This is a genomic window from Streptomyces sp. NPDC001515, from assembly GCF_053597115.1.
This window is the reverse complement of the sequence record NZ_JBSFHN010000022.1, coordinates 55,423-75,364: the sequence shown is the minus strand read 5'-3', so window position 1 is coordinate 75,364 and position 19,942 is coordinate 55,423. Positions and strand designations below refer to the sequence as shown.

Below are 19,942 nucleotides of genomic sequence, written 5' to 3'. Positions count from 1 at the left end.
CCCCTGAGGGGACGCCCGAGTCCGGCGCCGTCATCGAGTCCGGATCCGGAACGGGCCGATGGGGGTCGGGAGGAGGCCGGTGGCGTGGGTGAGGAGGGTCCAGGGGGTGGTGGCGCTGCCGTGAGGCGTGAGCAGGAGGAGGACGGCGGGGTGCGGGGCGGGGGTCTCGGGGGTGAGGGGGTGCTCGCGGGCGGCGGGGGCATGGCTCTCCTCACTTTCTGCGTATGAGGTACGCATGACTGTGTAAGGGTTACGCGTCCCTAGGATGGGAGTCAAGGGAAGGCGGGATGCGGGTGACGCGTGGGGAACGGGCGTCGGGCGGTACGGGGCTGCCGGCGAGCATCGAGACGGCCTGGGGGCTGCGGGCGCGGCCGGCGAAGGGGCCCCGGCCCGGTCTGAGCCTGGAGCGGATCGTGGACGCGGCGATGGGGGTCGCGGCGGCCGAGGGGCTCGGCGGGGTGTCGATGGGGCGGGTGGCCAAGGAGCTCGGGGCGTCGACGATGTCGCTCTACCGGTACGTGGCCGCCAAGGACGAGCTGTACGTGCTCATGCAGGAGGCGGCCATGGGTCCGCCGCCCCCGCTGCCCGCCCTGGAGGAAGGCGCCGGCTGGCGCGCGGCGCTCGCCGAGTGGGCGCGGGCGCAGCGCCGGGTCTTCCACGCGCATCTGTGGATGCTCCGCATCCCCGTCGTCGGGCCCCCGGCGAGCCCCCATTCGGTCGCCTGGTGGGAGCAGGGGCTCCGGGCGCTGGAGGACACCGGCCTGGAGCCGGGCGAGCAGATCTCCGTCCTGCTGCTGGTCAGCGGGTTCGTACGGAACGAGGCCCTGCTGCGGGGGGATCTGGACGCCGCCGTCGAGGCCCGGGGGGTCCCGGCCGAGGAGGTCATGGAGGGGTACGCCCGCACGCTGGGCCGGCTGGTCGACCCGGTACGCCATCCCGCGCTCTCCCGGCTCACCGCCACCGAGGGCATGTGGTCGCCCGGCGACCCCGACCACGACTTCGTGTTCGGGCTGGAACGGATCCTGGACGGGATCGACGTCCTGGTCCGCTCCCGGACGCGGCCCCCGGGCCCGGAGGCCGGGCGCGGCTGAGGCCGCGCGTACCCTTCATGGCCATGAACGCAGAGAAGCCCGGACCCGCGGAGCGGCCGCACCGGTCCGAGCCCGCCGCGCCGATGGGGCTGCGCGAGCGGAAGAAGCAGCTGACCTACCGGGCCGTCTCGGAAGCGGCGATCTCGCTGTTCCTGGAGCGCGGCTTCGACAAGGTCTCCGTCGCCGAGGTCGCCGCCGCCGCGGACATCTCCAAGCCGACGCTGTTCCGGTACTTCCCGGCCAAGGAGGACCTGGTCCTGCACCGGTTCGCCGACCACGAGGACGAACCCGCCCGGGTGGTCGCCTCCCGCGCGGCCGGCGAGACCCCGCTGGACGCGCTGCTGCGCCACCTCCTCGACGGGCTGGAGCGCCGCGACCCGGTCACCGGGCTCTGCGACGTCCCCGAGATCCTGGACTTCCTCCGGCTGCTGTACGGGACGCCGTCCCTGGTGGCCGGGATGTACGCGTACCAGAGCCGCTCCGAGGCGGCGCTCGCCCGCGCGCTGGGCGACGGGACGGGGGACCGGCTGGCGGCCGGTCAGATCGTCGCCGTCCTGCGCATCCTGGCGCTGGAGAACTGGCGGCGGATCGACGAGGGCCGCACCGCCGACGCGCTGTATCCCCAGGCGGTCCGCGAGGCCGAGGACGGCTTCGCGCAGCTGCGGTCGGGGCTGGAGCGGCGGTAGGGGCGGTCGCGGGAGGCGGGAGCGTCCGGGTCGGGTACGGGAGGCGGAGGCTAGCGGCCGTCGTCCGCGTGCTGGACGGCTTCGGCTATCTCCCGTACCCGGTCCAGCGTGATGCCGGTGCGCTGCTCCACGGCCAGCGGGTGGTCGGTCGGTTCCAGTTCGATGCGCGGACGCCGGCCGATCGGGCGGGTGTGGACGTTGGTCTTGAGGTGGGTCGTCCGGGGGGTGTACAGGCCCAGCTCGGTGGTCAGCCAGCCGAAGTACGGCTTCTCCGACTCGCGGCCGGGCGTCTCCCACATGTCCAGCGCCCGGCCGAAGTTCTCCCTGCTCAGCGAGACCCAGACACCCCAGGAGAACGGCTCGGGGTGGTCGGTCACGGGTATCTCGATCAGACCTTTGATGAAGTAGTGCTCGTGCCTGACGATGCACTGGTCCGAGGAGAGCATGCTGTCCGGATCGTTCTCCAGGCTCGCGTCCCACACGTCGGGCGCCATGGTGGAGTACCCCATCGGGAGTTCCGGGTGGTGTTCGCCGCAGCGGGAGCAGGTGTAGCCGGGATCGGTAGCCATGGGCGGGATCCTAATGGGGCAACCGGGGTGCGTGAGCCTGGTGTTCCGGTTCGGCGGGGGTGCGGGGCGACGCGTCGGGGGCGGGTGCGGGGACGGACCGGGCCGGTGCCGGGCGGGCCGGGCGGCGCAGGACGGTCAGGGCCACCAGCAGGGCGGTGGCGAGGAGTCCGGAGCCGACGGCGAAGGCCAGGTGGTAGCCGCCGGTCAGTGCCTCGGCGCGGTCGTGGCCGGCCGCGAGGAGCGTGCTGGTCCTGGACGCCGCGAGGGTGGTGAGGACGGCGACCCCGAGGGCCATGCCGAGCTGCTGGGTGGTGTTGAAGAGGCCCGAGACGAGACCGGCGTCCTTCTCGTCGGCGCCCGACATGCCGAGCGTCGTCAGGGCGGGGAGGGCGAGTCCGAAGCCCGCCGCGAGCAGCATCAGCGGCAGGAGGTCCGTGGCGTAGTGGGCGTGCACGGGCAGCCGGGCGAGGAGCCCCAGCAGGGTCGTCAGCAGGACCAGGCCCGCCACCAGCACCCGCCGTTCGCCGTGGCGCGCGATCAGCCGGGCCGAGACCCCGAGCGACACCGCGCCGATGATCAGCGCGGCGGGCAGCATCGCGAACCCGGTGGCGGTGGCACCGTAGCCCCGCACCCGCTGGAGATACAGCGCGACCAGGATCTGGAACGAGAACAGCGCGGCCACCATCAGCATCTGGACCAGATTGGCTCCCGCGACGCCGCGTGAGCGCAGGACGCGCAGCGGCAGGAGCGGGGCGGCGGCCGTGGCCTGGCGTACGGCGAAGCCGGCGATCAGGGCGAGCGCGAGGGCGCCGAGCCCGAGGGTGTGCGCCGAGAGCCAGCCGTACGTCTCGACGCGGACGACGGCGTAGATGCCCGTCATGACCCCGACGGTGACGAGGAACGCGCCGAGCGCGTCGGCTCCGGCCGCCAGCCCGGGGCCCCGGTCGGCGGGCAGGACGCGGACGGCGACGAGGAGCGCGGCGATGCCGATGGGCAGGTTGATGAGGAAGATCCAGTGCCAGCCGAGCGCGTCGGTGAGGACCCCGCCGAGCACCTGCCCGAGCGAGGCGCCCGCCGAGCCGGTGAAGCTGAACACGGCGATGGCGCGCGCTCGTTCGCGGCGCTCGGTGAACAGGGTGACGAGGATGCCCAGGCCGACCGCCGAGGCCATCGCGCTGCCCGCGCCCTGGAGGAAGCGGGCGGTGATCAGCAGCGCGGGGGAGCCGGCGGCGCCCGCGAGGACGGAGGCGGCGGTGAAGACCCCGGTGCCCGCGAGGAACATCCGCTTGCGGCCGATGAGATCCCCGAGCCGTCCGGAGAGCAGCAGCAGGCCGCCGAAGGCGATCAGGTAGGCGTTGACGACCCAGCTCAGGGCGGAGGGGGTGAAGCCCAGGCCGTTCTGGATGGCGGGCATCGCCACGGTCACGATCGAGCCGTCGAGCACGGTCATCAGCAGACCGGTGGCGATCACGCCGAGGGCGAGGCGGCGCGTACGGGGCGAGCCGGGGGCGGGGTCAGGCGTGGGGGCAGGGGAATGCGAGGCGTGCATGGGGCTCTCCTGTCGGTCGGTGCGACAAGAGAGAACGTAGCAGATGGTTTTGTTGCAGACTATTTCTTTCGGTTCTTGTTTCTGGGCATACGGCGGCCAGGGGAGGGTGACCCTCGTGGTTCTCGTGGCCCCCGTCGGCCCCGACGGGCTACTTCTGGCGGTTCTGGCGGGCTCGGCGGGCCGTGTGGGGAAGCTCGGACGGGGTGGCGAGGTGCCCGCCGGCCAGCCGCTCCAATGCGCGCAGCAGGGTGTTCCGGTCGGATTCCGGCAGGCTGCCCAGCGCGTCCGTGTGCACCCGGTCGACGATCTCCTGGCTCCGGGCGGCCAGTTCCGCGCCCTTCTCGGTGACCGCGATGATCCGCGCCCGGCGGTCCCGGCTCGACGGCCGGCGCTCGGCCAGCCCCGCGCTCTCCAGGGCGTCCACCGTCACCACCATCGTGGTCTTGTCCATGTCACCGATCTCGGCGAGCTGGATCTGGGTGCGCTCCTCCTCCAGCGCGTGGACCAGTACGCAGTGCATGCGCGATGTGAGCCCGATCTCGGCGAGCGCCGCCGACATCTGGGTGCGCAGCACATGGCTGGTGTGGTCGAGGAGGTAGGAGAGGTCCGGTGCGGTGCGGGTGGGTGCCATGGCCGTCATGTCCGCCAGCGTAACAATTCGGTCTGTGACAGATCGTCCGCAAGTGGACGGCTCGTGATAACCGCTGGCCGTGTGCGCCGGAGGGTCGCAGAGTGACCGTATGCCCGCTGCCGAACCCGTCTTCCTGCCCGGTCTCGACCTCTCCCGCATCCTGTACGAGGAGGCGGTGCGCCCCCTCCTCGACGAGGTCTTCCCCGGCCTGCCGTACGCCGCCGCCCGCATCGGCCCCGGCTCGGAGGTGCTGGGCTTCGACACCGCGCGCTCGGCCGATCACGACTGGGGGCCGCGACTGGACCTCTTCCTCGCGCCACGGGACGCGGCGGCCCACGGCGAGGCGATCCGCCGGCTGCTCGCGGACCGGCTGCCGAAGCGGGTCCGGGGCTGGTCCACCCACTTCGCCCCGGACGTCGACCCGCTCGACCCGGCGGGCCACATGACCGCGACCGACGGGCCGGTCGACCACCGCGTGGCCGTGCACGCGCTCGGGGACTGGCTGGTCGCGGAGGTCGGTCAGGACGCCGCCGCCTCCGAACCGGGCGTACGGGACTGGCTCGCCATGCCCCAGCAGCGGCTCGCGGGGGTCACCGCCGGCGCGGTGTTCCACGACGGCCCCGGCGACCTGACCACCGCACGGGCCCGGCTGGCCCGCTACCCGGACGAGGTCTGGCGGTACGTGCTGGCCTGCCAGTGGCAGCGGATCTCCCAGGAGGAGGCGTTCGTCGGGCGCTGCGCCGAGGTCGGGGACGCGCTCGGTTCGGCCGTCGTCGCCGCCCGGCTGGTCCGCGACCTGATGCGGCTGAGCCTGCTGCTGGAGCGGCGCTACGTCCCGTACACCAAGTGGCTCGGCAGCGCCTTCGCCCTGCTGGACGCGGCCGGGGAGCTGACCCCGCTGCTGAGCGGCGCGCTGGCCGCCACGGCGTACCCGGAGCGCGAGCGGCTGCTGTGCGCGGCGTACGAGGCGGTGGCCGTCCGGCAGAACGCGACGGGCCTGGTCGACCCGGTGGACCCGTCCCCGCGCCCGTACTACAGCCGGCCGTTCCTCGTCCTCCACGCGGAACGGTTCGCCCGCCCGCTGGCCGCCTCGCTCACCGACCCCGAGCTGCGCGGGCTGCCGCTGACGGGGACCGTCGACCAGTGGGCGGACAGCACGGACCTGCTGATGGGAGCGGGCGCGCCGACGCTTCGGGCGGCGAGCGCGGCGGTGCGCGGCGTACGCGGAGGGGGCTGAGACGGACGGGACGAACGGGGCCGCGGGTGGGGTCACGGGTGAGGGAGGGGGAGGGGTGGTGGCGGCCGGGGGCGGGAAAACCCGTGGCGGGTCGGTGAGCGGCGCGCCTAGCCTGACGGCCCGTGACCCATGATCGGAAGGCGCCCGACGACGGACGGCACGGGGCGGCGACGGGGCGGGCGGCGACCCCGCCGGAGGGCCCCGAGGAGCGCTTGTTCTCCCGGACGTACGCGGCGGCCACGTTCAGCTTCGCCGCGGTGATGTTCCTGACCGGCTTCGCCGCCCTCGCCGTCGTCCCGATGCTTCCGGTGGCCGCCAGGGAGCTGGACGGTGTGCCGCTCTACCCGCTGGTGGCGGGCTGTTTCGTCGCGGCGAGCCTGTTCGGCGGGGTGCTGGGCGGCGACTGGGCGGACCGCTCGGGCGCGGCGCGCCCCCTGGCGGCGGGCGTGGTCCTCGCGGTGGTCACCCTCGTCGTCTCCGCGACCAGTACCAGCATCTGGCAGCTCGCGGCCGGGCGCTTCCTCGACGGGGTGGCGGCCGGAATGATCGCGGTGGCGATCAACACCGCCATCGCGCACGCCTATCCGGACCGTCTACGGGCCCGCGCCCTGGCCCTGATGAGCACCTGCTGGATCATCCCGTCCCTGGCCGGCCCGCCCCTCGCGGGCCTGGTGGCGGCCTGGTGGTCGTGGCGGGTGGTGTTCTTCGGCCTGGCGGCCCTGACGGTGGTCCCGTCGCTGATCGTCGTGATGCAGCTGCGCGGCCGCTCGTGGAAGGCGGAGGGCGCGGGCGAAACGGGGAACACGGGGAACGGGGAGAGCGAGGGCGCGGGCGAGGGCGGCGTTCCGGGTGCGGGCGAGGGCGAGGGCGAGGGTCCGGGTGCGGCGCGGCCGAGGCCGCCGCTGCTGGTCGCGGCGGCGGTGAGCGTGGGGGCGGCGCTGGGGCAGTTCGGCGTCTCGGGCTGGAACCTCACGCATCTGCTGTGCGGGGCGGTGGGGCTCGCGCTGCTGGTGGTGTGCGTGCCGCGTCTGCTGCCGGCCGGCACCTGGCGCGCCGCGCGGGGGCTGCCCGCCACCGTCCTGCTGCGCGCGATGACGTCGGGGGCGTACTTCACGCTGGAGGCGTTCGTACCGCTGCTGCTCAGCACGGCGCGGCGGGTGCCGCCCGTGCAGACCGGGCTGGCGTTCACGGGAGCCGCGATCGCGTGGGCCGGTTCCTCCTGGGCGCAGGGGCGCCTCCAGGGCCGGGTCGCCCGGCACCGGCTGGTCACGGCCGGGGCGCTGGTGATGGGGGCGTCGGTGGCGCTGGCCGCCGCCGGGACGCTGCCCGCCCTGCCCGCGCAGACCGCCGCCGCGGCCATGGTCCTGGCGGCGGTCGGCATGGGCATGGCCGCCCCCTCGCTCACCCTGCTCTCGCTCACCCACAGCCCGCCGGGCCGTCAGGGATACGCGAGCAGCGCGATGCAGACCAGTCAGAACCTGGGCCAGATGGCGGTGATGGGGGTGGCCGCCGCCGTGTTCAACCTCGCGCTGGCCGGCGGCTCCGCCGACACGGCCGCGTATGCCGCCGCCTTCGGCCTGCTCCTCGTCCCGAGCGTGCTGGCCGCGAGCCTGGCGGTACGGGCGCGCGCGGCCGAGTGAGGTCCGTCGGCGTGGGAGCGCGCCGGGCGGGAGCCCCGGTATCCCGGAATTCCAGGTTCCTGGCAGCCGTGCGGTTTCGTGGCGACGCACCCCCGCTCCCCGCCCCGGCTCAGCGGAGCAGCCGGATCAGCCGGGCGGCCTGGCGGTCCACCGTCCCCGGGGGGTTGCGCGGGTGGTCCGGGTCGTCGAGCGCGAGCAGGAACAGCCAGACGAGGGCGAGCAGCCGACGGGTGTCGCGCAGCAGGGACCGCTCGCCCGCCGTCAGGTCGAAGCGGGCGAGGAACGCCTCGGCGTCGAGCGGTTCGCCGTCGACCCAGGAACCCACGTGCTCGGTGATCTCCGCCAGTTCGAGGGGCCGGTCGCTGCGGCCGGACTCCTCGAAGTCCACGATCCGCACGCGGGAGCCGTCCCAGAGGTAGTTGGCGAGATTGCCGTCGCCGGGCCCGAAGACGGCCGGGACCCCGGGCCCGGAAGCAGTCGGGGCCCCGGGGCCGGAAGAGGCCGGGACCCCGGGCCCCGAAGCAGCCGAGCCGCCCCCAGGCCCGGAAACGGCCGGGCCCCCGGCCCCGGCGGGCCCCCACTCCGTCCCCGCCAGCCACTCCAGCCCGGCGTCCATCGCCGCGCCCGCCTCCGGTCCCACGCGGGGCCGGGCGCGCGGAGTCCAGGCGTGGATCCGGCCGGTCAGATACGCCCGGGAGCCGGGCCGTACGGGCACCTCCGCCAGCAGCGGCGCGGGCACCGCTCCGTACACCCGGCTCACCGCCGCCGCCAGCGCGTCCAGCCGCGCCGCGTCGAGCGGGCGGCCCCGCAGCGGTGCGCCCGGGAGCCGGGACATCGCCACGGACGGCCGTTCGGCGTCCAGGTCCGCGTGCCGGGGCGCGGGCGCGAGACCGGGCGCGTGGGCGTCGAGCAGGGTGAGGGCCCGCCACTCGCGGGCGGCCTGGCCGTGGGAGCCGGGGCGGAACCGCTTGGTGACGGTGACGGGCCCGAGGTCGAGTCCGTGGGTGCTCCAGACGGCGGTCATACGGAGAGGGCTCCCTCCAGATGCGCGGCCAGGATCTCCTCGAACGCGGTGGCGCGGTCCGCGCCGAGGGGGCGGAGGTCGCGGGAGAAGTGGGCGACGGCGGGGAAGCGGGACGGGTCGGCGCCGAGGACGGCGACGCGGAAGAGCTCCATGCCCTGGGCCTGTTCGTCCGGGCCCACTGTGGCGGCCCCGGCCTCGAAGGCGATCAGGGAGGCGATGAGGACGGCGAGGCGGTGGTAGCGCGCCGGGATCTCCTCGTCGGGGATCCCGGCGGCGCGCAGGGCCTGGAGGACCTCCTCCATCATCAGCCGGGCGCCGTCGCCGCTGGAGGCGTAACGGCCCCAGACGGCGGCGAGTTGCGGCTGCTCGCCGAAGGCCGCGCGCAGTCGGAGGGCGAGCGCGGTGATGCGCTGCTTCGCGTCGCCCTCGGGGCGGTGGCCCTCCATGGCGGCGAGGAGGACCCGGTCCGCGACCGCGCGCAGGAGTTCGGTCTTGCTGCGGAAGTGGCGGTAGAGGCTGGAGGAGTCCGTGCCGAGGGCCGAGGCCAGTCCGCGCACGCTGAACGCGTCGGCGTCGCCCGTGCGGAGCAGCTCGGCCGCCGCGTCCAGGATCTCCTCGGTCGACCAGCGCCTGCGGCCTGCCATGTCGTTCCCCTCACGCTTCCACTGCCGGATCAGGGCGCCAGCGTAACGGAAGGACACCGGCATGCGCCCGGCTGTGCACTTGGCGTTGCACGCACCGCGTGCATAATGGGTGCATGAACGTGAGGGGCTGAGGAAGCCGGCCGCAGGAAACGACGGAGGGACACCCCGACATGGGCAACGCACCGGATGACACGGACAACGCGCTGGATTCCGAGGCGCTGGACGCCGCCCTCGACCGCGTCCACCGGGCGGGCGTGCCGGGCCTGTTCGCCGAGGTCCGGGCCGGGAACCGGGTCTGGCGCGGGGCGGTGGGCGTCGCCGATCTCGACACGGGCCGCCCCGCGGAGGCCGGGCTGCGCCATCGCGTCGGCAGCGTGACGAAGACGTTCACCGCCGCCGCGGTCCTCCAGCAGGCCGAGGCCGGCCGGATCGATCTGGACGCGCCCGTCGGCGGGTATCTGCCGGGGCTGGTGCCGGGGGAGCGCGGTGCGGCGATCACCGTACGGATGCTGCTCGACCACACCAGCGGGCTCCCCGAGTACCTTCCGTACGCCTATCCCTCGCTGAAGGCGTATCCGGTCGTCGCGGAGACGGGGCCCGAGAGCCTGGAGGAGCACCGGTTCACCCGGTTCGATCCGGCGGAGCTGATCGGCATGGGGGTCTCCGCGCCGCCGGCGGGGGCGCCGGGCGGCCGGCCGGGGGTGTACGCGAACACCAACTACCTGCTGCTCGGCCGGCTCCTGGAGGAGGTCACCGGCGTCCCGGCCGAGCGGTACATCACGCGCCACGTCATCGAGCGCGCCGGGCTCCGGGACACCGGATTCCCGGAGGGCCCGGAGGTCGAGGGGCCGCACTCCCGGCTGTACGAGTCCTGGTTCGGGAAGCTCGACCCGCCGCGCGACTTCAGCGTGTTCGACATGTCGTGGGTGGGCCCGACGGCCTCGCTGGTCTCGACGGTCGCGGACCTCAACCGGTTCTACGCGGAGCTGTTCGCGGGCCGGATCGTCGCGCCCGCCTCGCTGGCGGAGATGCGGCGTACGGGCCCGGTCGTCTCCCAGGAGGGCCGCCTGATCGCGTACGGGCTCGGACTGCACCCGATGGAGGGCCAGGAGGAGCACGACGGGCCGGACGCCTTCTGGGGGCACGGCGGCACGGTGTGGGGCGGCGGCACCCTGGCCATGACCCGCGCGGACGGCGGGAGGCAGTTGGCCGTCGCGATCAACCTCCAGCGCTGGAACCGGCTCGGCGCGGACGGCAGGCCCCAGCCGCACCCGATCGACGCGGCCCTGGCCGCGCTGTACCGCGTGGCGCTGTACGGCTGAGGCCGTTCCCGTCCTAGCGTGGCGGGGGCAACGCTCCACGGGGCCGGCCCGGCCAGGGCGGCCCCGTGCGCCCACCCCCACCACCACTTCGGCCACGGAGGTACCCCTTGACGACCAACGCAGGACTCGCCGACCTCACCGGGGACTACGTCCTCGACCCCACCCACACCCGGATCGGCTTCGTGGCCCGCCACGCCATGGTGACCAAGGTCCGCGGCGCGTTCCACCAGTTCGAGGGCACCGCTCACCTTGACGGCACCGACCCGTCGCGCAGCACCGCGCAGGTGGTCATCAAGACCGAGAGCATCGACACGGGCGTCGACCAGCGCGACCAGCACCTGCGGACCAACGACTTCCTGGACGCCCCCAACTTCCCCGACATCACCTTCCGTACGACGGCCGTCGAGCCGACGTCGGAGAGCGAGTACCGGGTCACCGGTGACCTCACCGTCAAGGACGTCACCCGCCCCGTGACCATCGACTTCGAGTACACGGGCAACGCCGTCGACCCGTACGGCAACCTCCGGGTCGGCCTGGAGGGTTCCGTGACGATCTCCCGCAAGGAGTTCGGCGTGACCTGGAACGCGGCCCTGGAGGGCGGTGGGGTGCTCGTCGGCGACAAGATCGTCCTGGAGTTCGACATCTCCGCGATCAAGCAGAGCTGACGCGCGGGTGCGGGCGTAGGCGCCCGCGTCGTCGGGTAGGCGTCCGGCCCGTCGGGTAGGGGCACGGCGTGCGCGCCCGCGTCGTCGCGCGGTCGGGCTCACAAGGCCTCGGGCCAGGTGAATCCCAGCTGTTCGGCGCGGGCGCGGTTGCCGCCGCAGACGTCGGCGTACGTCGTCGGGTTCTCGGCGGCGAGACGGCCGAGGGCGGCGGCGGCCCGGGTCTCGGGCTGGGTGCCGTCGTCCGGGATGATCCAGCGGAACTGGAGCGGGATCCCGTCCGGCGTGCCCGCGCCGAGGCCCGGCGCGTGGTCGAAGGTCACGACGGTGGTGTCCGGATCGTCGAACCCCGTGCTGATCCAGCCGCGCCGCGCGTCCCACCGGCCCAGCAGGTCCGGACGTGCCACCAGCCCCGCCCTGATCAGCCGGCCCGTGGTCCGGGCGGGCCACGACCAGGAGGTATCGGCCTCGGCGCGGGCGATCTCCGCGTCGTACGCCGCCGCGTCGAAGCGCAGGGCGGCCGGTTCCGCGGGGACGCCCGGGGGCAGCGGCGGGGTGCCCGGCCGCCGCCAGTTCTCCCACACCACCGCGTCGACGTCCCGCCGCACGGTCACGTACAGCGCCCCGCAGCACCCCTCCGTGCAGTACGCCTCCGCCAGCCGCACCTCGTGCGGTTCCTCGCCCGCCCGGAGCGCCCGGCTGTCGAGCAGCGCCTCGGGTTCCTCGGCCGGGCCCCAGGGGAACAGCGCCGGGACGAGGGGCCGCCCGTCGACGAGGATCCGGGTCTCGACCGGTTCGCGGTCCACCGGGTCGCCCGCGACGACCTCGATGCGCAACGCCCCCGGTGCGGCGGCGAGCGCGAAGGGGCGCCGCCCGGTGCGGCGGATCCAGCGGACGCGGAGTCCGTGTTCTCCGTTCGCCGGGCCGGACTCCGAAGGGCTGTGGAGCCCCTGTCCGCCCTCCGCCGGGCTGGACTCCGCACGGGAGCGGACCCCCGGTCTTCCCTCCGCCGGGCCGGACTCCGATGCGGCGACGGCGGAAGCGGCGGCAACGGCCCAGCGCGGTTGCGACAGCACCCGGCCCAGCGCTTGCAGCAGATCGGTACGCCGTCCCGGCGCCCAGTCGAGCAGGACGGCGGCGCCGCTGCTCAGGTCGAGGGCGAGCGAGAGCAGCGTGGCGTGGTGTTCGGTCGTGGGCGGCAGGAGCCCGGCTCGGGCCACCACCCGCTCGTACAGCGCGGGCGCGTCGCGGAAGGCGAGGAGCGCGGTGTCGCCGTCGCGGGAGGACCCGCCCCGGACCAGGAGCCGGGCCGCGCGGGAGAGCAGAAGGGGGTCGTCGGGGTGCCGGTCCAGCAGGTCCGGGAGCGACGCGGCCTCCGCGATACGGCGGGCGACCTCGGCGGGGAGGAAGCGCGGTCCGGGGGAGAGCACGCCGAGTTCCTCCCGGACGGCATCGGGATCACCTGTCCACAGGGCGTGGACAAGCGGCGTCAGCTCGGCCGGGCGGGCCCGGACGGCGAGCCAGACGGCTGCGGCGCGGCGCCGGTCCAGCCGGTCGAGGGCACGGACCGCCCCGTCGGTGAACTCCCGGAACAGCCCGAGGGCGGTGAGATACCGGACGTCCCCGGACCCGCCGAACCGGCCGAGGAGCGCGATCCCGACGGCGACGGCGGACTCGGTGGTGCCGGTCCGGACCACGTCCCGGGCCAGCGCGGCGGCAGCCCGTTCGGACGGCCCCTCCGGCACGGCCAGGGCGGCGACGGCCGCCCGGAGCCGGGGGAGGTGGCTGTGGTCCAGGCCGAGCGGGGCGAGGCGGCGGCCCAGCTCGGCCGCGCCGCGCGGCAGCGGCGTCAGCACCTCCGCGAGGACGCGCGGGACGTCTTCGTACGGCAGGGGGTCCGCACCGGAGGCGGGTTGCCGGGGGAGCGGGAAGCCGCGCCGGGGCGGCATCCCGGCGTGGGCCGTGTGCAGCAGCCGGCGCACCTGGTCGTACAGGGCGGCGGGCGCGGGGGTGAGCGCGTCGCGCTCCTCCTGGGCGCTCACCGGGCGGGACGGGTCTCGATTCCCTGGGTCATGCGGGGAGCCTGCCAGCCCGGCGAGTGCGTTGTCGAGGGAGTTACGGGGACACCCGGCCCACGGATTCCGGGCCCCTCACCCCGTACGGACGGCCATCAGCAGCCCGGTCGACCAGGCCAGCCGTACGCACCGGAAGTCCTCGCGGGCCTCCAGCTCCACGAGGAGCGCGTCGACGGACTTCTGGTGGCCCTCCGGCCAGTTGGGCTGGGGGTCCAGGTCGTCGATGAGATACGTGCCGCCGACCGCCACCAGACCGAGGGCCCGGTCGAGGTGGGTGAACTTGCCGGGCCACGTGTCCGCGAAGACCAGGTCGAACGGGGGCCCGTCGTACTCCTCCAGCCAGGCGCCGCCGTCGCCGGAGACGAAGGTCGCCCGGGGGTCGGCGCCCAGCTCCTCGCGGGCGACCTCCTGCACGGCGGCGTCGAGTTCGACGCTGGTGAGGCGGGCGGAGGCGTCCATGCCGTCGAGCAGCCAGGCGCTTCCCTCGCCCACCCCTGTACCGAGTTCCAGGATGCGCCCGCCCGGCCGGGCGGCGGCGAGTGCGGCCAGCAGACTCCCCGTACGGTCGTCGCTGGACATGGTGAAGCCCGCGTCGCGTGCCCGGGAACGCAGGGCGGGCAGGGAGGCGGGCTGAGTGCTGGGTGTGTCGTCCATGCGCTGATGATGAAAGGCCCGCGGGCGCACGGGCAAGGGAATGGGGTCCGGGTGTCAGCAGGTGGACGGGCGGGGCGCCCGGGCTACGCTTCCGCGCTCAATGGACCTTCCGGCGAGCGGAGTTCGGCCCGACGAAGCTCCGTGACGGCGACCCCGAGCCCCGCCCCGAGCAGGCAGATGGTGCCGCAGACGGTGAAGAAGGCGGCGGCTCCCCACGCGGCGACGGTGAGGCCGACGACGGGGAGGAGGACCGGGGCGAGACCGACCGCGCACAGGCTGGTGACGGAGGTGACCCGGCCCAGGTAGCGCGGATCGGTCTCCGTCTGCACCAGCGCCCCGGTCACCGTCGCGGTGACCCCGTTGGCCAGTCCCACCACCGCACCGCACACCACGGCGGCGGCCAGGGACCCGGCGTGCCCCAGGGCCACGGTGCCCGCCGCCGTGACGAACAGGGACCCGGAAACGGCCAGTCCGGCACGCGGGAGCCGGGGCGCGGCGGCCATCAGCACCGCACCGGCCCCCGCCCCGGCGCTGAACGCGCTCGCGATCCACCCCATGCCGGCCGCGCCCCAGCCGCGTTCATCGGCAAGCAGCACCAGCCCGGCGGCGACCGGCCCGCTGAAACACATCTCGCTCAGACCGATCACGGTGACCAGCGGGGCGAGGAGCCGGTGCCGGCGCACGTAACGCAGTCCGTCCCTCAACTCCCGCGCCGGGGAAGTGGGTTCCGGCGCCTCCGGCGCATCCTTCGTCCGTACGGTGAGCAGCAGGGCCAGGGAGAGCGCGAACAGCGCCCCGCTCGCGGCGAACGCGCCCGCCGCGCCGCCCGCCGCCAGGACGACGCCCGCCAGGACCGGGCCGGCGGCGTTGCTGAGCCGTACGGCCAGACCGCGCATCCCCTGGACGCGGGCGAGCTGCCCCGGAGCCGTGAGGCGCGGCGGCAACGCGCCGACGGCGGGCATGAACACCGCGTCCACCACCCCGAACAGCAGCGCCACCGGCACCAGCAGCCACAGGCGCGGCGAGGTCAGTATCAGGACGGCCGCCGCCGCCAGGATCACCGCACACCGCGTCGCGTCGCTCACGACGGCGACCCGGCGCGGCCCGAACCGGTCCGCCACCACGCCCCCGCCGAGCATCAGCACCGCCCGGGGCAGCGCCCCCGCCGCGATCACGAACCCGGCAAGCGAGGGCCCTCCGGCCCGCGTCGCGCACCACGACAGCGCGAGGAAATACACCACGTCGCCCATGACCGACGCGGTGTAGGCCCCGAGCCAGCGCAGGAGGTTGGGATCGCGGTGGGCGGGGGGACCCGGGGGACCGGGAGGGCCGAAGGGGTCGGGAGGGCTGGAGGGGCCGGGGGGACCCTGCGGGCCGGGAGGGCCGGGAGGGCCGGGGGGACCCGGCGGAACGGGAGGGCCGGAGGGGCCCTGCGGGCCGGGCGGGGTGTCGGCGTGCGCGGTCACACGGGCTCCGTGTCGGGGGCCATGGTGCCCGGGGCGGGGAACGCCTGCATCTGGAGGGTGACGGGGGCGGCACCGGGCGGGGCGTCGGCGGGATCGCGCCGGTAGCGGTCGACCACCGCGAAGAGTTCGGCGCGCAGGCGTTCGACCTCGTCCGGGGCGAGGCGCAGCGCGAAGTCGGCGTACACCCCGGCCGCGTACCACTCCGGCGGAAGGGCGGGCACCTCTTCGGCGGCCCTCCGCAGCCGCTCGGCGGCGGCCAGCGCGACCGCCTGCGCGTACGCCCGCCCGGCCGCCCGCTGCTCCACGGGCTCCACCGCCGGATCGTGGACCGACTGCCGGTGCACGGCCCGCCACCACCGCTCGCGCCCCGCGCCCCGCTCCGGAACCTCCGCGATGAGCCCGCCCGCCGCGAGGCGCCGCAGGTGGTAGCTGGCGGAGCCGGGGGTGATGTCCAGGGCCTCGGCGACCCGGGTCGCGGTGGCGGGGCCGTGCAGGCGCAGCAGCGCGAGGACGTTCAGGCGCATGGGGTGGGCGAGGACCCGGAGCCGGGCGGTGTCGAGACGGACGTCGGGATCGGGAGCGGGACCGGGTGCGGACGAGGGCGAGGAGGAGGAGGCAGCCATGGGCGACGAGCGTAGACGTACAACAGGTGTTTCGAAAGAGTTGTTGTGAGAGCACAGTGCGCTGCCGAAGCGGCAGTTGACGCCGCCGGCGCCCGGCTCCGCCCCTACCCTCGTCCGCATGGCTGACGAGTGTTTCGGCGATCCGCGTCTGGCGGCCGTCTACGACGCGCTGGAACCCGACCGCGGCGATCTCGACGCGTACGTGCGGATCGCGGAGGAGTTCGAGGCGCGGCGGGTGCTGGACATCGGCTGCGGTACGGGGGTGTTCGCGCTGCTGCTGGCCGGGCGGGGCATCGAGGTGGTCGGCGTGGACCCCGCGCGGGCCTCGGTCGACGTGGCGCGCGGCAAGCCCGGCGCCGAGCGGGTCCGGTGGATCGACGGCGACGCCACGGCCCTGCCGCCCCTGCGCGTCGACCTGGTGACCATGACGGCGAACGTCGCCCAGGCCCTCACCGACCCGCCCGTCTGGCGCGGCACCCTGCGCGCCGCCCACGCCGCCCTGTGCCCCGGCGGCCACCTGGTCTTCGAAACCCGCGATCCGGCCGCCCGCGCGTGGGAGGAGTGGAACCGCGCCGCCTCGTACACCGTGACGGACATCCCCGGGACCGGGCCGGTCGAGAGCTGGGTGGACCTTGTTGACGTCAACGGGCCTCTGGTGACGTTCCGTTGGACGTACGTCTTCGGCGCGGACGGTGCCGTGCTGACTTCCGACTCCACCCTGCGCTTCCGCGAGCGCGAGGAGGTGGCGGCGGAGCTGGAGGAGCTGGGCTACGAGGTCGAGGACGTACGGGACGCGCCCGACCGGCCGGGCAGGGAGTTCGTGTTCGTGGCGCGGTGCGTGGAGGGGCCGGAGGCCGGGCGGTAGTCCGGCGGGGCGAACGTCACGGCGTGGGCGAGGCCCCCGTCAGGGCCGTCCACGCCCGCACCGTCTCCTCGTGCGAACCGTTCGCCGTGCTCACCGCCACGGCCCGCGCCTCCGGGTCCTCCGAGCCCTCCGGGGAGCGGGGCGCGCCCGCCCGCGTGAGCAGGGTGAGCGGCCAGACGGGGGCCGCACCGTACGAGTCGCCGTCGAAGGCGGTCCAGTCCCACGGCCCGTCGAACCGCCAGGCCCGCCCGGCGGCGTCGGCGATCTCGTCCCCCGCGAGCAGCGCGGCGTACGGCCGCATCACCAGTTCGAAGGCGTACGGGATGCCGTCCCCGGGATGGAGCGTGTACCCCGAACCGTCGAGATGGCTGCCGTCGGGGTACTCGCGGTACGACAGCCCCCGCCGCAGCACGGTCACGGTCCGCGTGGGGCGCGGCAGCCAGACGGTCTCCAGCGGGGGATCATGCCGTTCGACGCCCGTCACGTGGACCACGGTCGGCGGTATCCCGACCCGGCAGCGGTCGCCCGCCGCCAGCCGCTCGGCCGCCGGCTCCGTCCGGAACAGCTCGGCGTCCGCCACGGGCGGCACGTGGCCGCCGTCCCGCGCGACGCCGAGGGCGACGACCCCGTTCCAGTGCCCGTACGTCCGGCTCTCGTCGATCTCCCACCAGGGCCATCGCACCGCGATCTCCTCCCCGGCGGCCCCAACTCCGTGGACGACCTCGGCGGGGGTGAAGGGGCAGGTCACCGACAGCACGTCTCCGGCCCGGATGTCCTCTGCCTCGATCACCCGGCCAGGTTAGGGGCCGTCGCACGCGGCTCGGAACGACGTGGGGCCGGAGCCGGCTCCGTCAGCGGCCCGGAGCATGGGCGGGCGCTCAGGCCGGAGGCGTCACCGGGAGGCAGATCGCGTACACGACGTACGTGCCCGTCGTCGAGGCCGAGTTGTTGAAGGACAGCGTCCAGGTGTCCCCGGCGGACGGGTACGACTCGTACGTCTGCGCCGTGAGGTTGTTGCCACCGAGCGGCGTCTTCATGCCGCCACCGGTGATCGACGTCCCCCGGCGGGCAGGTGGCCGTTCCCGTGTTGAGGCCGGGCTGAAGGGGGTAGGCCGCCTCGATGATCTGGGTCGGCTGAGTGGGCCCGGCAGGCCCGGCAGGCCCGGCGGGTCCGGCGGGTCCAGCAGGCCCGGCAGGTCCGGCGGGGCCCTGGGGGCCTTCGGGCCCGGCGGGACCGGGCGGGCCGGGCTTGCCGTGCGGGCAGGTCTTCTGGCAGGTGCCGTCCCCGCCCAGGCCGTCGTCGCCACCGGCCACCGCCTGTGTCGACAGGGCGCCCATCAGCAGTGCGGCGGTGAGCACGGGCAGGGCCGCACCTCGCAGCAGGGCTGTGCGATTCTTCCTCAATTCATCCTCCGAAGCCGGAATTTTCCTGGATACGGAGTAAGGAGCGCGGCCGGGGTGGCGTCGCCAGCGAGGTGTGGCGTTGGGGTCCGATGAGGGGGTGCGGTAAGGGAAGCGTGACCCATGCACCTGTTGTGTGAAGAGCTGGTTCGGGTCGGTCGCCGGGGAGATGGGGCTTCGGTTAGCGTGCCGGCCACGCCTTCAAGATCGCCGTGGGTTCATTTCTTTCCCGGCGGTGAACGGGGGAATAGGCGGCCCGGTGAGATGCGCCGATCGACGGCGGCGGGGCGGCCGGGAAAGGGGATCTGATGGGCAAGGAATTCCGTAACGCGGCCAGGGTCTGACCGCTGTGACCGGGGCTTTTGTGATCGGCATCGGCATGTCCGGCAGCGCTTCGGCCGTCACGGAGGGCGGGTGGATGTTCGACACCACCTACTCCTCCCAGGCCAAGTTCTTCTCTCTGGGGGAGCACTTCAGGGTCGTCGACTCGGCCGCGGACGGCCATTCGGCCATCGGGAGGTAGCGGCAGACCGGCCCGAATTCCCAGTATCACTACTGCTGGGATTCAGACGGCGCGAACAATGGCTACGAGGACTGCAATTACGCGCTCCCCGAGGGAACGTACGTGTATTACCAGGCGTGCATCGGCGAATACGGTGCCCGGGATGTGTGGACGTCTACCTGTGGAAACACGGACCTGACGATCACCTGATTCTCGGCCGTGAATGACGATGCCCTGGCCTCGGCCCGTGCAAGAAAATGCGCCGGCCGAGGGCCAGGCAGCGGCGTACCCGTTCCGGCGCCCCGGCGTTCCGGCGGTCAGTGAAGGGAACGGGGCCCCGCCAGGACGGCGCGGAGCCGGGCGCGGCACTCGGCGACGAACGACGGGTACGTGTTCCAGTAGTACGGGATCCCGGGGACGGCCACGGCGACGGCCCAGGCGCGAGCCCGCGTCCAGGTCGCCTCATCGAGGTCCAGCGCGTCCCAGTACGCCGCACGCGCCTGCGGCGGCAGATCCCACACGGCCGCGTGCTCGGCGTCCGGCAGCCCGATGGAGAGCCCGCCGAAGTCGATGATCGCGTGGAGCCGCCCGTCCCGGGCCAGGAGATTGGCCGGCCTGAGGTCGCCGTGCAGCCATACGGGGCCCACGTCGGAGTCGGGCAGAGAGAGCCCCGCCCGCCACATCTCCTCCAGGGCGTCCACGTCCAGCTCGTCCCCCACGAGGCGCCGGCACGCGTCGAACGACGGCCGGACCCACGCGTCGCTCTCGGCCGGCCGGCCCCCTCGGTACCAAGTGAGCCCGCCCGCGCGACTCGCACCCATCAGCTGTGTCCCGTGCAACTCCCGTACAAAGGAGGCCAGATCGGCCCCAAAGACCCCCCAGTCCCGCACGGCCTCCGGCCCGACCGGATCCCCCTCGATCCACCGGTAAACCGACCAGTCCAGCGGAAACCCCTCGGTGGGCGTCCCGGCGTGCACGGGCTCCGGAATCGGCCACGAAAGAACCGCCCCCAGCCGGGGCAGCCACTCCCGCTCCTTCATCAACGGCGCCGCGTGCTCAGCCGTACGCGGAACCCGCACCAACAGCTCGTCCCCGAGCCGGAACATCGTGTTGTCCGTCCCCGCCCCCGCCCGCCTCAACGGCAACTCCGCCCACTCCGGCCGCTGCGCCTTCAGCAGCGACCGCACCAGTGCGTCGTCGACCGGAATCTCGTTCTCGTGAATCGTCACGCGGTGAGTCTGGCGGGCGGCTGGGCGGGATTCCATCGACTTTCCGCGCCCGGGGGGCGGGCCGTCTACGGG

At 74.4% G+C, this 19,942-nt stretch carries 21 protein-coding genes; 8 read left to right on the top strand and 13 right to left on the bottom strand.

What is annotated here, in order from left to right:
- Window positions 1-30: 30 nt before the first annotated feature.
- The gene (locus ACWCXC_RS23375) at window positions 31-237 is read right to left on the bottom strand and encodes a hypothetical protein (protein ID WP_450890435.1); all 207 of its coding nucleotides are present in this window, start codon (window positions 235-237) and stop codon (window positions 31-33) included.
- A gap of 50 nt (window positions 238-287) precedes the next feature.
- On the opposite strand from ACWCXC_RS23375, the gene ACWCXC_RS23370 reads away from it, so the two are divergent.
- Together ACWCXC_RS23370 and ACWCXC_RS23365 are read left to right on the top strand one after the other, a co-directional pair.
- Window positions 288-1,091 carry a TetR/AcrR family transcriptional regulator gene (locus tag ACWCXC_RS23370; protein WP_450684013.1) on the top strand — a complete coding sequence of 268 codons (804 nt, stop codon included), beginning with the start codon at window positions 288-290 and terminating at the stop codon, window positions 1,089-1,091.
- Between the two features lie 17 nt (window positions 1,092-1,108).
- Window positions 1,109-1,777, top strand: a complete 669-nt coding sequence (locus tag ACWCXC_RS23365) for a TetR family transcriptional regulator (protein ID WP_450684012.1) — start codon at window positions 1,109-1,111, stop codon at window positions 1,775-1,777.
- A gap of 50 nt (window positions 1,778-1,827) precedes the next feature.
- On the opposite strand, the gene ACWCXC_RS23360 is transcribed toward ACWCXC_RS23365, so the two are convergent.
- The 3 genes from ACWCXC_RS23360 to ACWCXC_RS23350 form a co-directional block, all read right to left on the bottom strand.
- Window positions 1,828-2,286, bottom strand: a complete 459-nt coding sequence (locus ACWCXC_RS23360; RefSeq protein WP_450684038.1) for a DUF2199 domain-containing protein — start codon at window positions 2,284-2,286, stop codon at window positions 1,828-1,830.
- A gap of 70 nt (window positions 2,287-2,356) precedes the next feature.
- Window positions 2,357-3,895, bottom strand: a complete 1,539-nt coding sequence (locus ACWCXC_RS23355; protein ID WP_450684011.1) for an MFS transporter — start codon at window positions 3,893-3,895, stop codon at window positions 2,357-2,359.
- 148 nt (window positions 3,896-4,043) lie between these two features.
- On the bottom strand, window positions 4,044-4,535 hold the full coding sequence (locus tag ACWCXC_RS23350) for a MarR family winged helix-turn-helix transcriptional regulator (protein ID WP_450890434.1): 492 nt from the start codon (window positions 4,533-4,535) through the stop codon (window positions 4,044-4,046).
- 100 nt (window positions 4,536-4,635) lie between these two features.
- Here ACWCXC_RS23350 and ACWCXC_RS23345 point away from each other — a divergent pair, with 100 nt between their 5' ends.
- Both ACWCXC_RS23345 and ACWCXC_RS23340 read left to right on the top strand, forming a co-directional pair.
- A complete protein-coding gene (locus ACWCXC_RS23345) occupies window positions 4,636-5,763 on the top strand; it encodes a DUF4037 domain-containing protein (protein WP_450890433.1) in 1,128 nt (375 codons plus the stop codon).
- A gap of 260 nt (window positions 5,764-6,023) precedes the next feature.
- Entirely contained in the window at window positions 6,024-7,403 is a 1,380-nt protein-coding gene (locus tag ACWCXC_RS23340) for an MFS transporter (protein WP_450890476.1), read from the top strand.
- A 109-nt stretch (window positions 7,404-7,512) separates the two neighbouring features.
- Here ACWCXC_RS23340 and ACWCXC_RS23335 read toward each other — a convergent pair whose 3' ends face one another.
- Together ACWCXC_RS23335 and ACWCXC_RS23330 are read right to left on the bottom strand one after the other, a co-directional pair.
- The gene (locus ACWCXC_RS23335) at window positions 7,513-8,427 is read right to left on the bottom strand and encodes an aminoglycoside phosphotransferase family protein (RefSeq protein WP_450684008.1); all 915 of its coding nucleotides are present in this window, start codon (window positions 8,425-8,427) and stop codon (window positions 7,513-7,515) included.
- Window positions 8,424-9,071 (bottom strand): TetR/AcrR family transcriptional regulator, encoded by a 648-nt coding sequence (locus tag ACWCXC_RS23330; RefSeq protein ID WP_450890432.1) that lies wholly within the window; start codon window positions 9,069-9,071, stop codon window positions 8,424-8,426. Before ACWCXC_RS23330 ends, ACWCXC_RS23335 begins: the two co-directional genes overlap by 4 nt.
- 170 nt (window positions 9,072-9,241) lie before the next feature.
- On the opposite strand from ACWCXC_RS23330, the gene ACWCXC_RS23325 reads away from it, so the two are divergent.
- The gene (locus ACWCXC_RS23325; RefSeq protein ID WP_450890431.1) at window positions 9,242-10,393 is read left to right on the top strand and encodes a serine hydrolase domain-containing protein; all 1,152 of its coding nucleotides are present in this window, start codon (window positions 9,242-9,244) and stop codon (window positions 10,391-10,393) included.
- A gap of 107 nt (window positions 10,394-10,500) precedes the next feature.
- A complete protein-coding gene (locus tag ACWCXC_RS23320; RefSeq protein ID WP_450684005.1) occupies window positions 10,501-11,058 on the top strand; it encodes a YceI family protein in 558 nt (185 codons plus the stop codon).
- Between the two features lie 98 nt (window positions 11,059-11,156).
- On the opposite strand, the gene ACWCXC_RS23315 is transcribed toward ACWCXC_RS23320, so the two are convergent.
- From ACWCXC_RS23315 to ACWCXC_RS23300, 4 genes are all read right to left on the bottom strand, one after another.
- The gene (locus ACWCXC_RS23315; RefSeq protein WP_450890430.1) at window positions 11,157-13,097 is read right to left on the bottom strand and encodes a hypothetical protein; all 1,941 of its coding nucleotides are present in this window, start codon (window positions 13,095-13,097) and stop codon (window positions 11,157-11,159) included.
- Window positions 13,098-13,205: 108 nt separating this feature from the next.
- Window positions 13,206-13,784, bottom strand: a complete 579-nt coding sequence (locus tag ACWCXC_RS23310; RefSeq protein ID WP_450684003.1) for an O-methyltransferase — start codon at window positions 13,782-13,784, stop codon at window positions 13,206-13,208.
- An 83-nt stretch (window positions 13,785-13,867) separates the two neighbouring features.
- Window positions 13,868-15,067 (bottom strand): MFS transporter, encoded by a 1,200-nt coding sequence (locus tag ACWCXC_RS23305; protein WP_450684036.1) that lies wholly within the window; start codon window positions 15,065-15,067, stop codon window positions 13,868-13,870.
- 179 nt (window positions 15,068-15,246) lie between these two features.
- Window positions 15,247-15,873: an ArsR/SmtB family transcription factor gene (locus ACWCXC_RS23300; protein WP_450890429.1), complete on the bottom strand. Its 627-nt coding sequence runs from the start codon at window positions 15,871-15,873 to the stop codon at window positions 15,247-15,249.
- 118 nt (window positions 15,874-15,991) lie between these two features.
- On the opposite strand from ACWCXC_RS23300, the gene ACWCXC_RS23295 reads away from it, so the two are divergent.
- A complete protein-coding gene (locus tag ACWCXC_RS23295; RefSeq protein WP_450890428.1) occupies window positions 15,992-16,738 on the top strand; it encodes a class I SAM-dependent methyltransferase in 747 nt (248 codons plus the stop codon).
- Window positions 16,739-16,754: 16 nt separating this feature from the next.
- Here ACWCXC_RS23295 and ACWCXC_RS23290 read toward each other — a convergent pair whose 3' ends face one another.
- Window positions 16,755-17,528 (bottom strand): hypothetical protein, encoded by a 774-nt coding sequence (locus tag ACWCXC_RS23290; RefSeq protein ID WP_450890427.1) that lies wholly within the window; start codon window positions 17,526-17,528, stop codon window positions 16,755-16,757.
- A gap of 88 nt (window positions 17,529-17,616) precedes the next feature.
- Window positions 17,617-17,775, bottom strand: coding sequence for a hypothetical protein (locus tag ACWCXC_RS23285; protein WP_450890426.1), 159 nt, complete (start codon window positions 17,773-17,775; stop codon window positions 17,617-17,619).
- 713 nt (window positions 17,776-18,488) lie between these two features.
- Here ACWCXC_RS23285 and ACWCXC_RS23280 point away from each other — a divergent pair.
- A complete protein-coding gene (locus ACWCXC_RS23280) occupies window positions 18,489-18,662 on the top strand; it encodes a hypothetical protein (protein ID WP_450890425.1) in 174 nt (57 codons plus the stop codon).
- Window positions 18,663-18,958: 296 nt separating this feature from the next.
- On the opposite strand, the gene ACWCXC_RS23275 is transcribed toward ACWCXC_RS23280, so the two are convergent.
- Entirely contained in the window at window positions 18,959-19,870 is a 912-nt protein-coding gene (locus ACWCXC_RS23275) for an aminoglycoside phosphotransferase family protein (protein WP_450890424.1), read from the bottom strand.
- Window positions 19,871-19,942 lie beyond the last annotated feature (72 nt).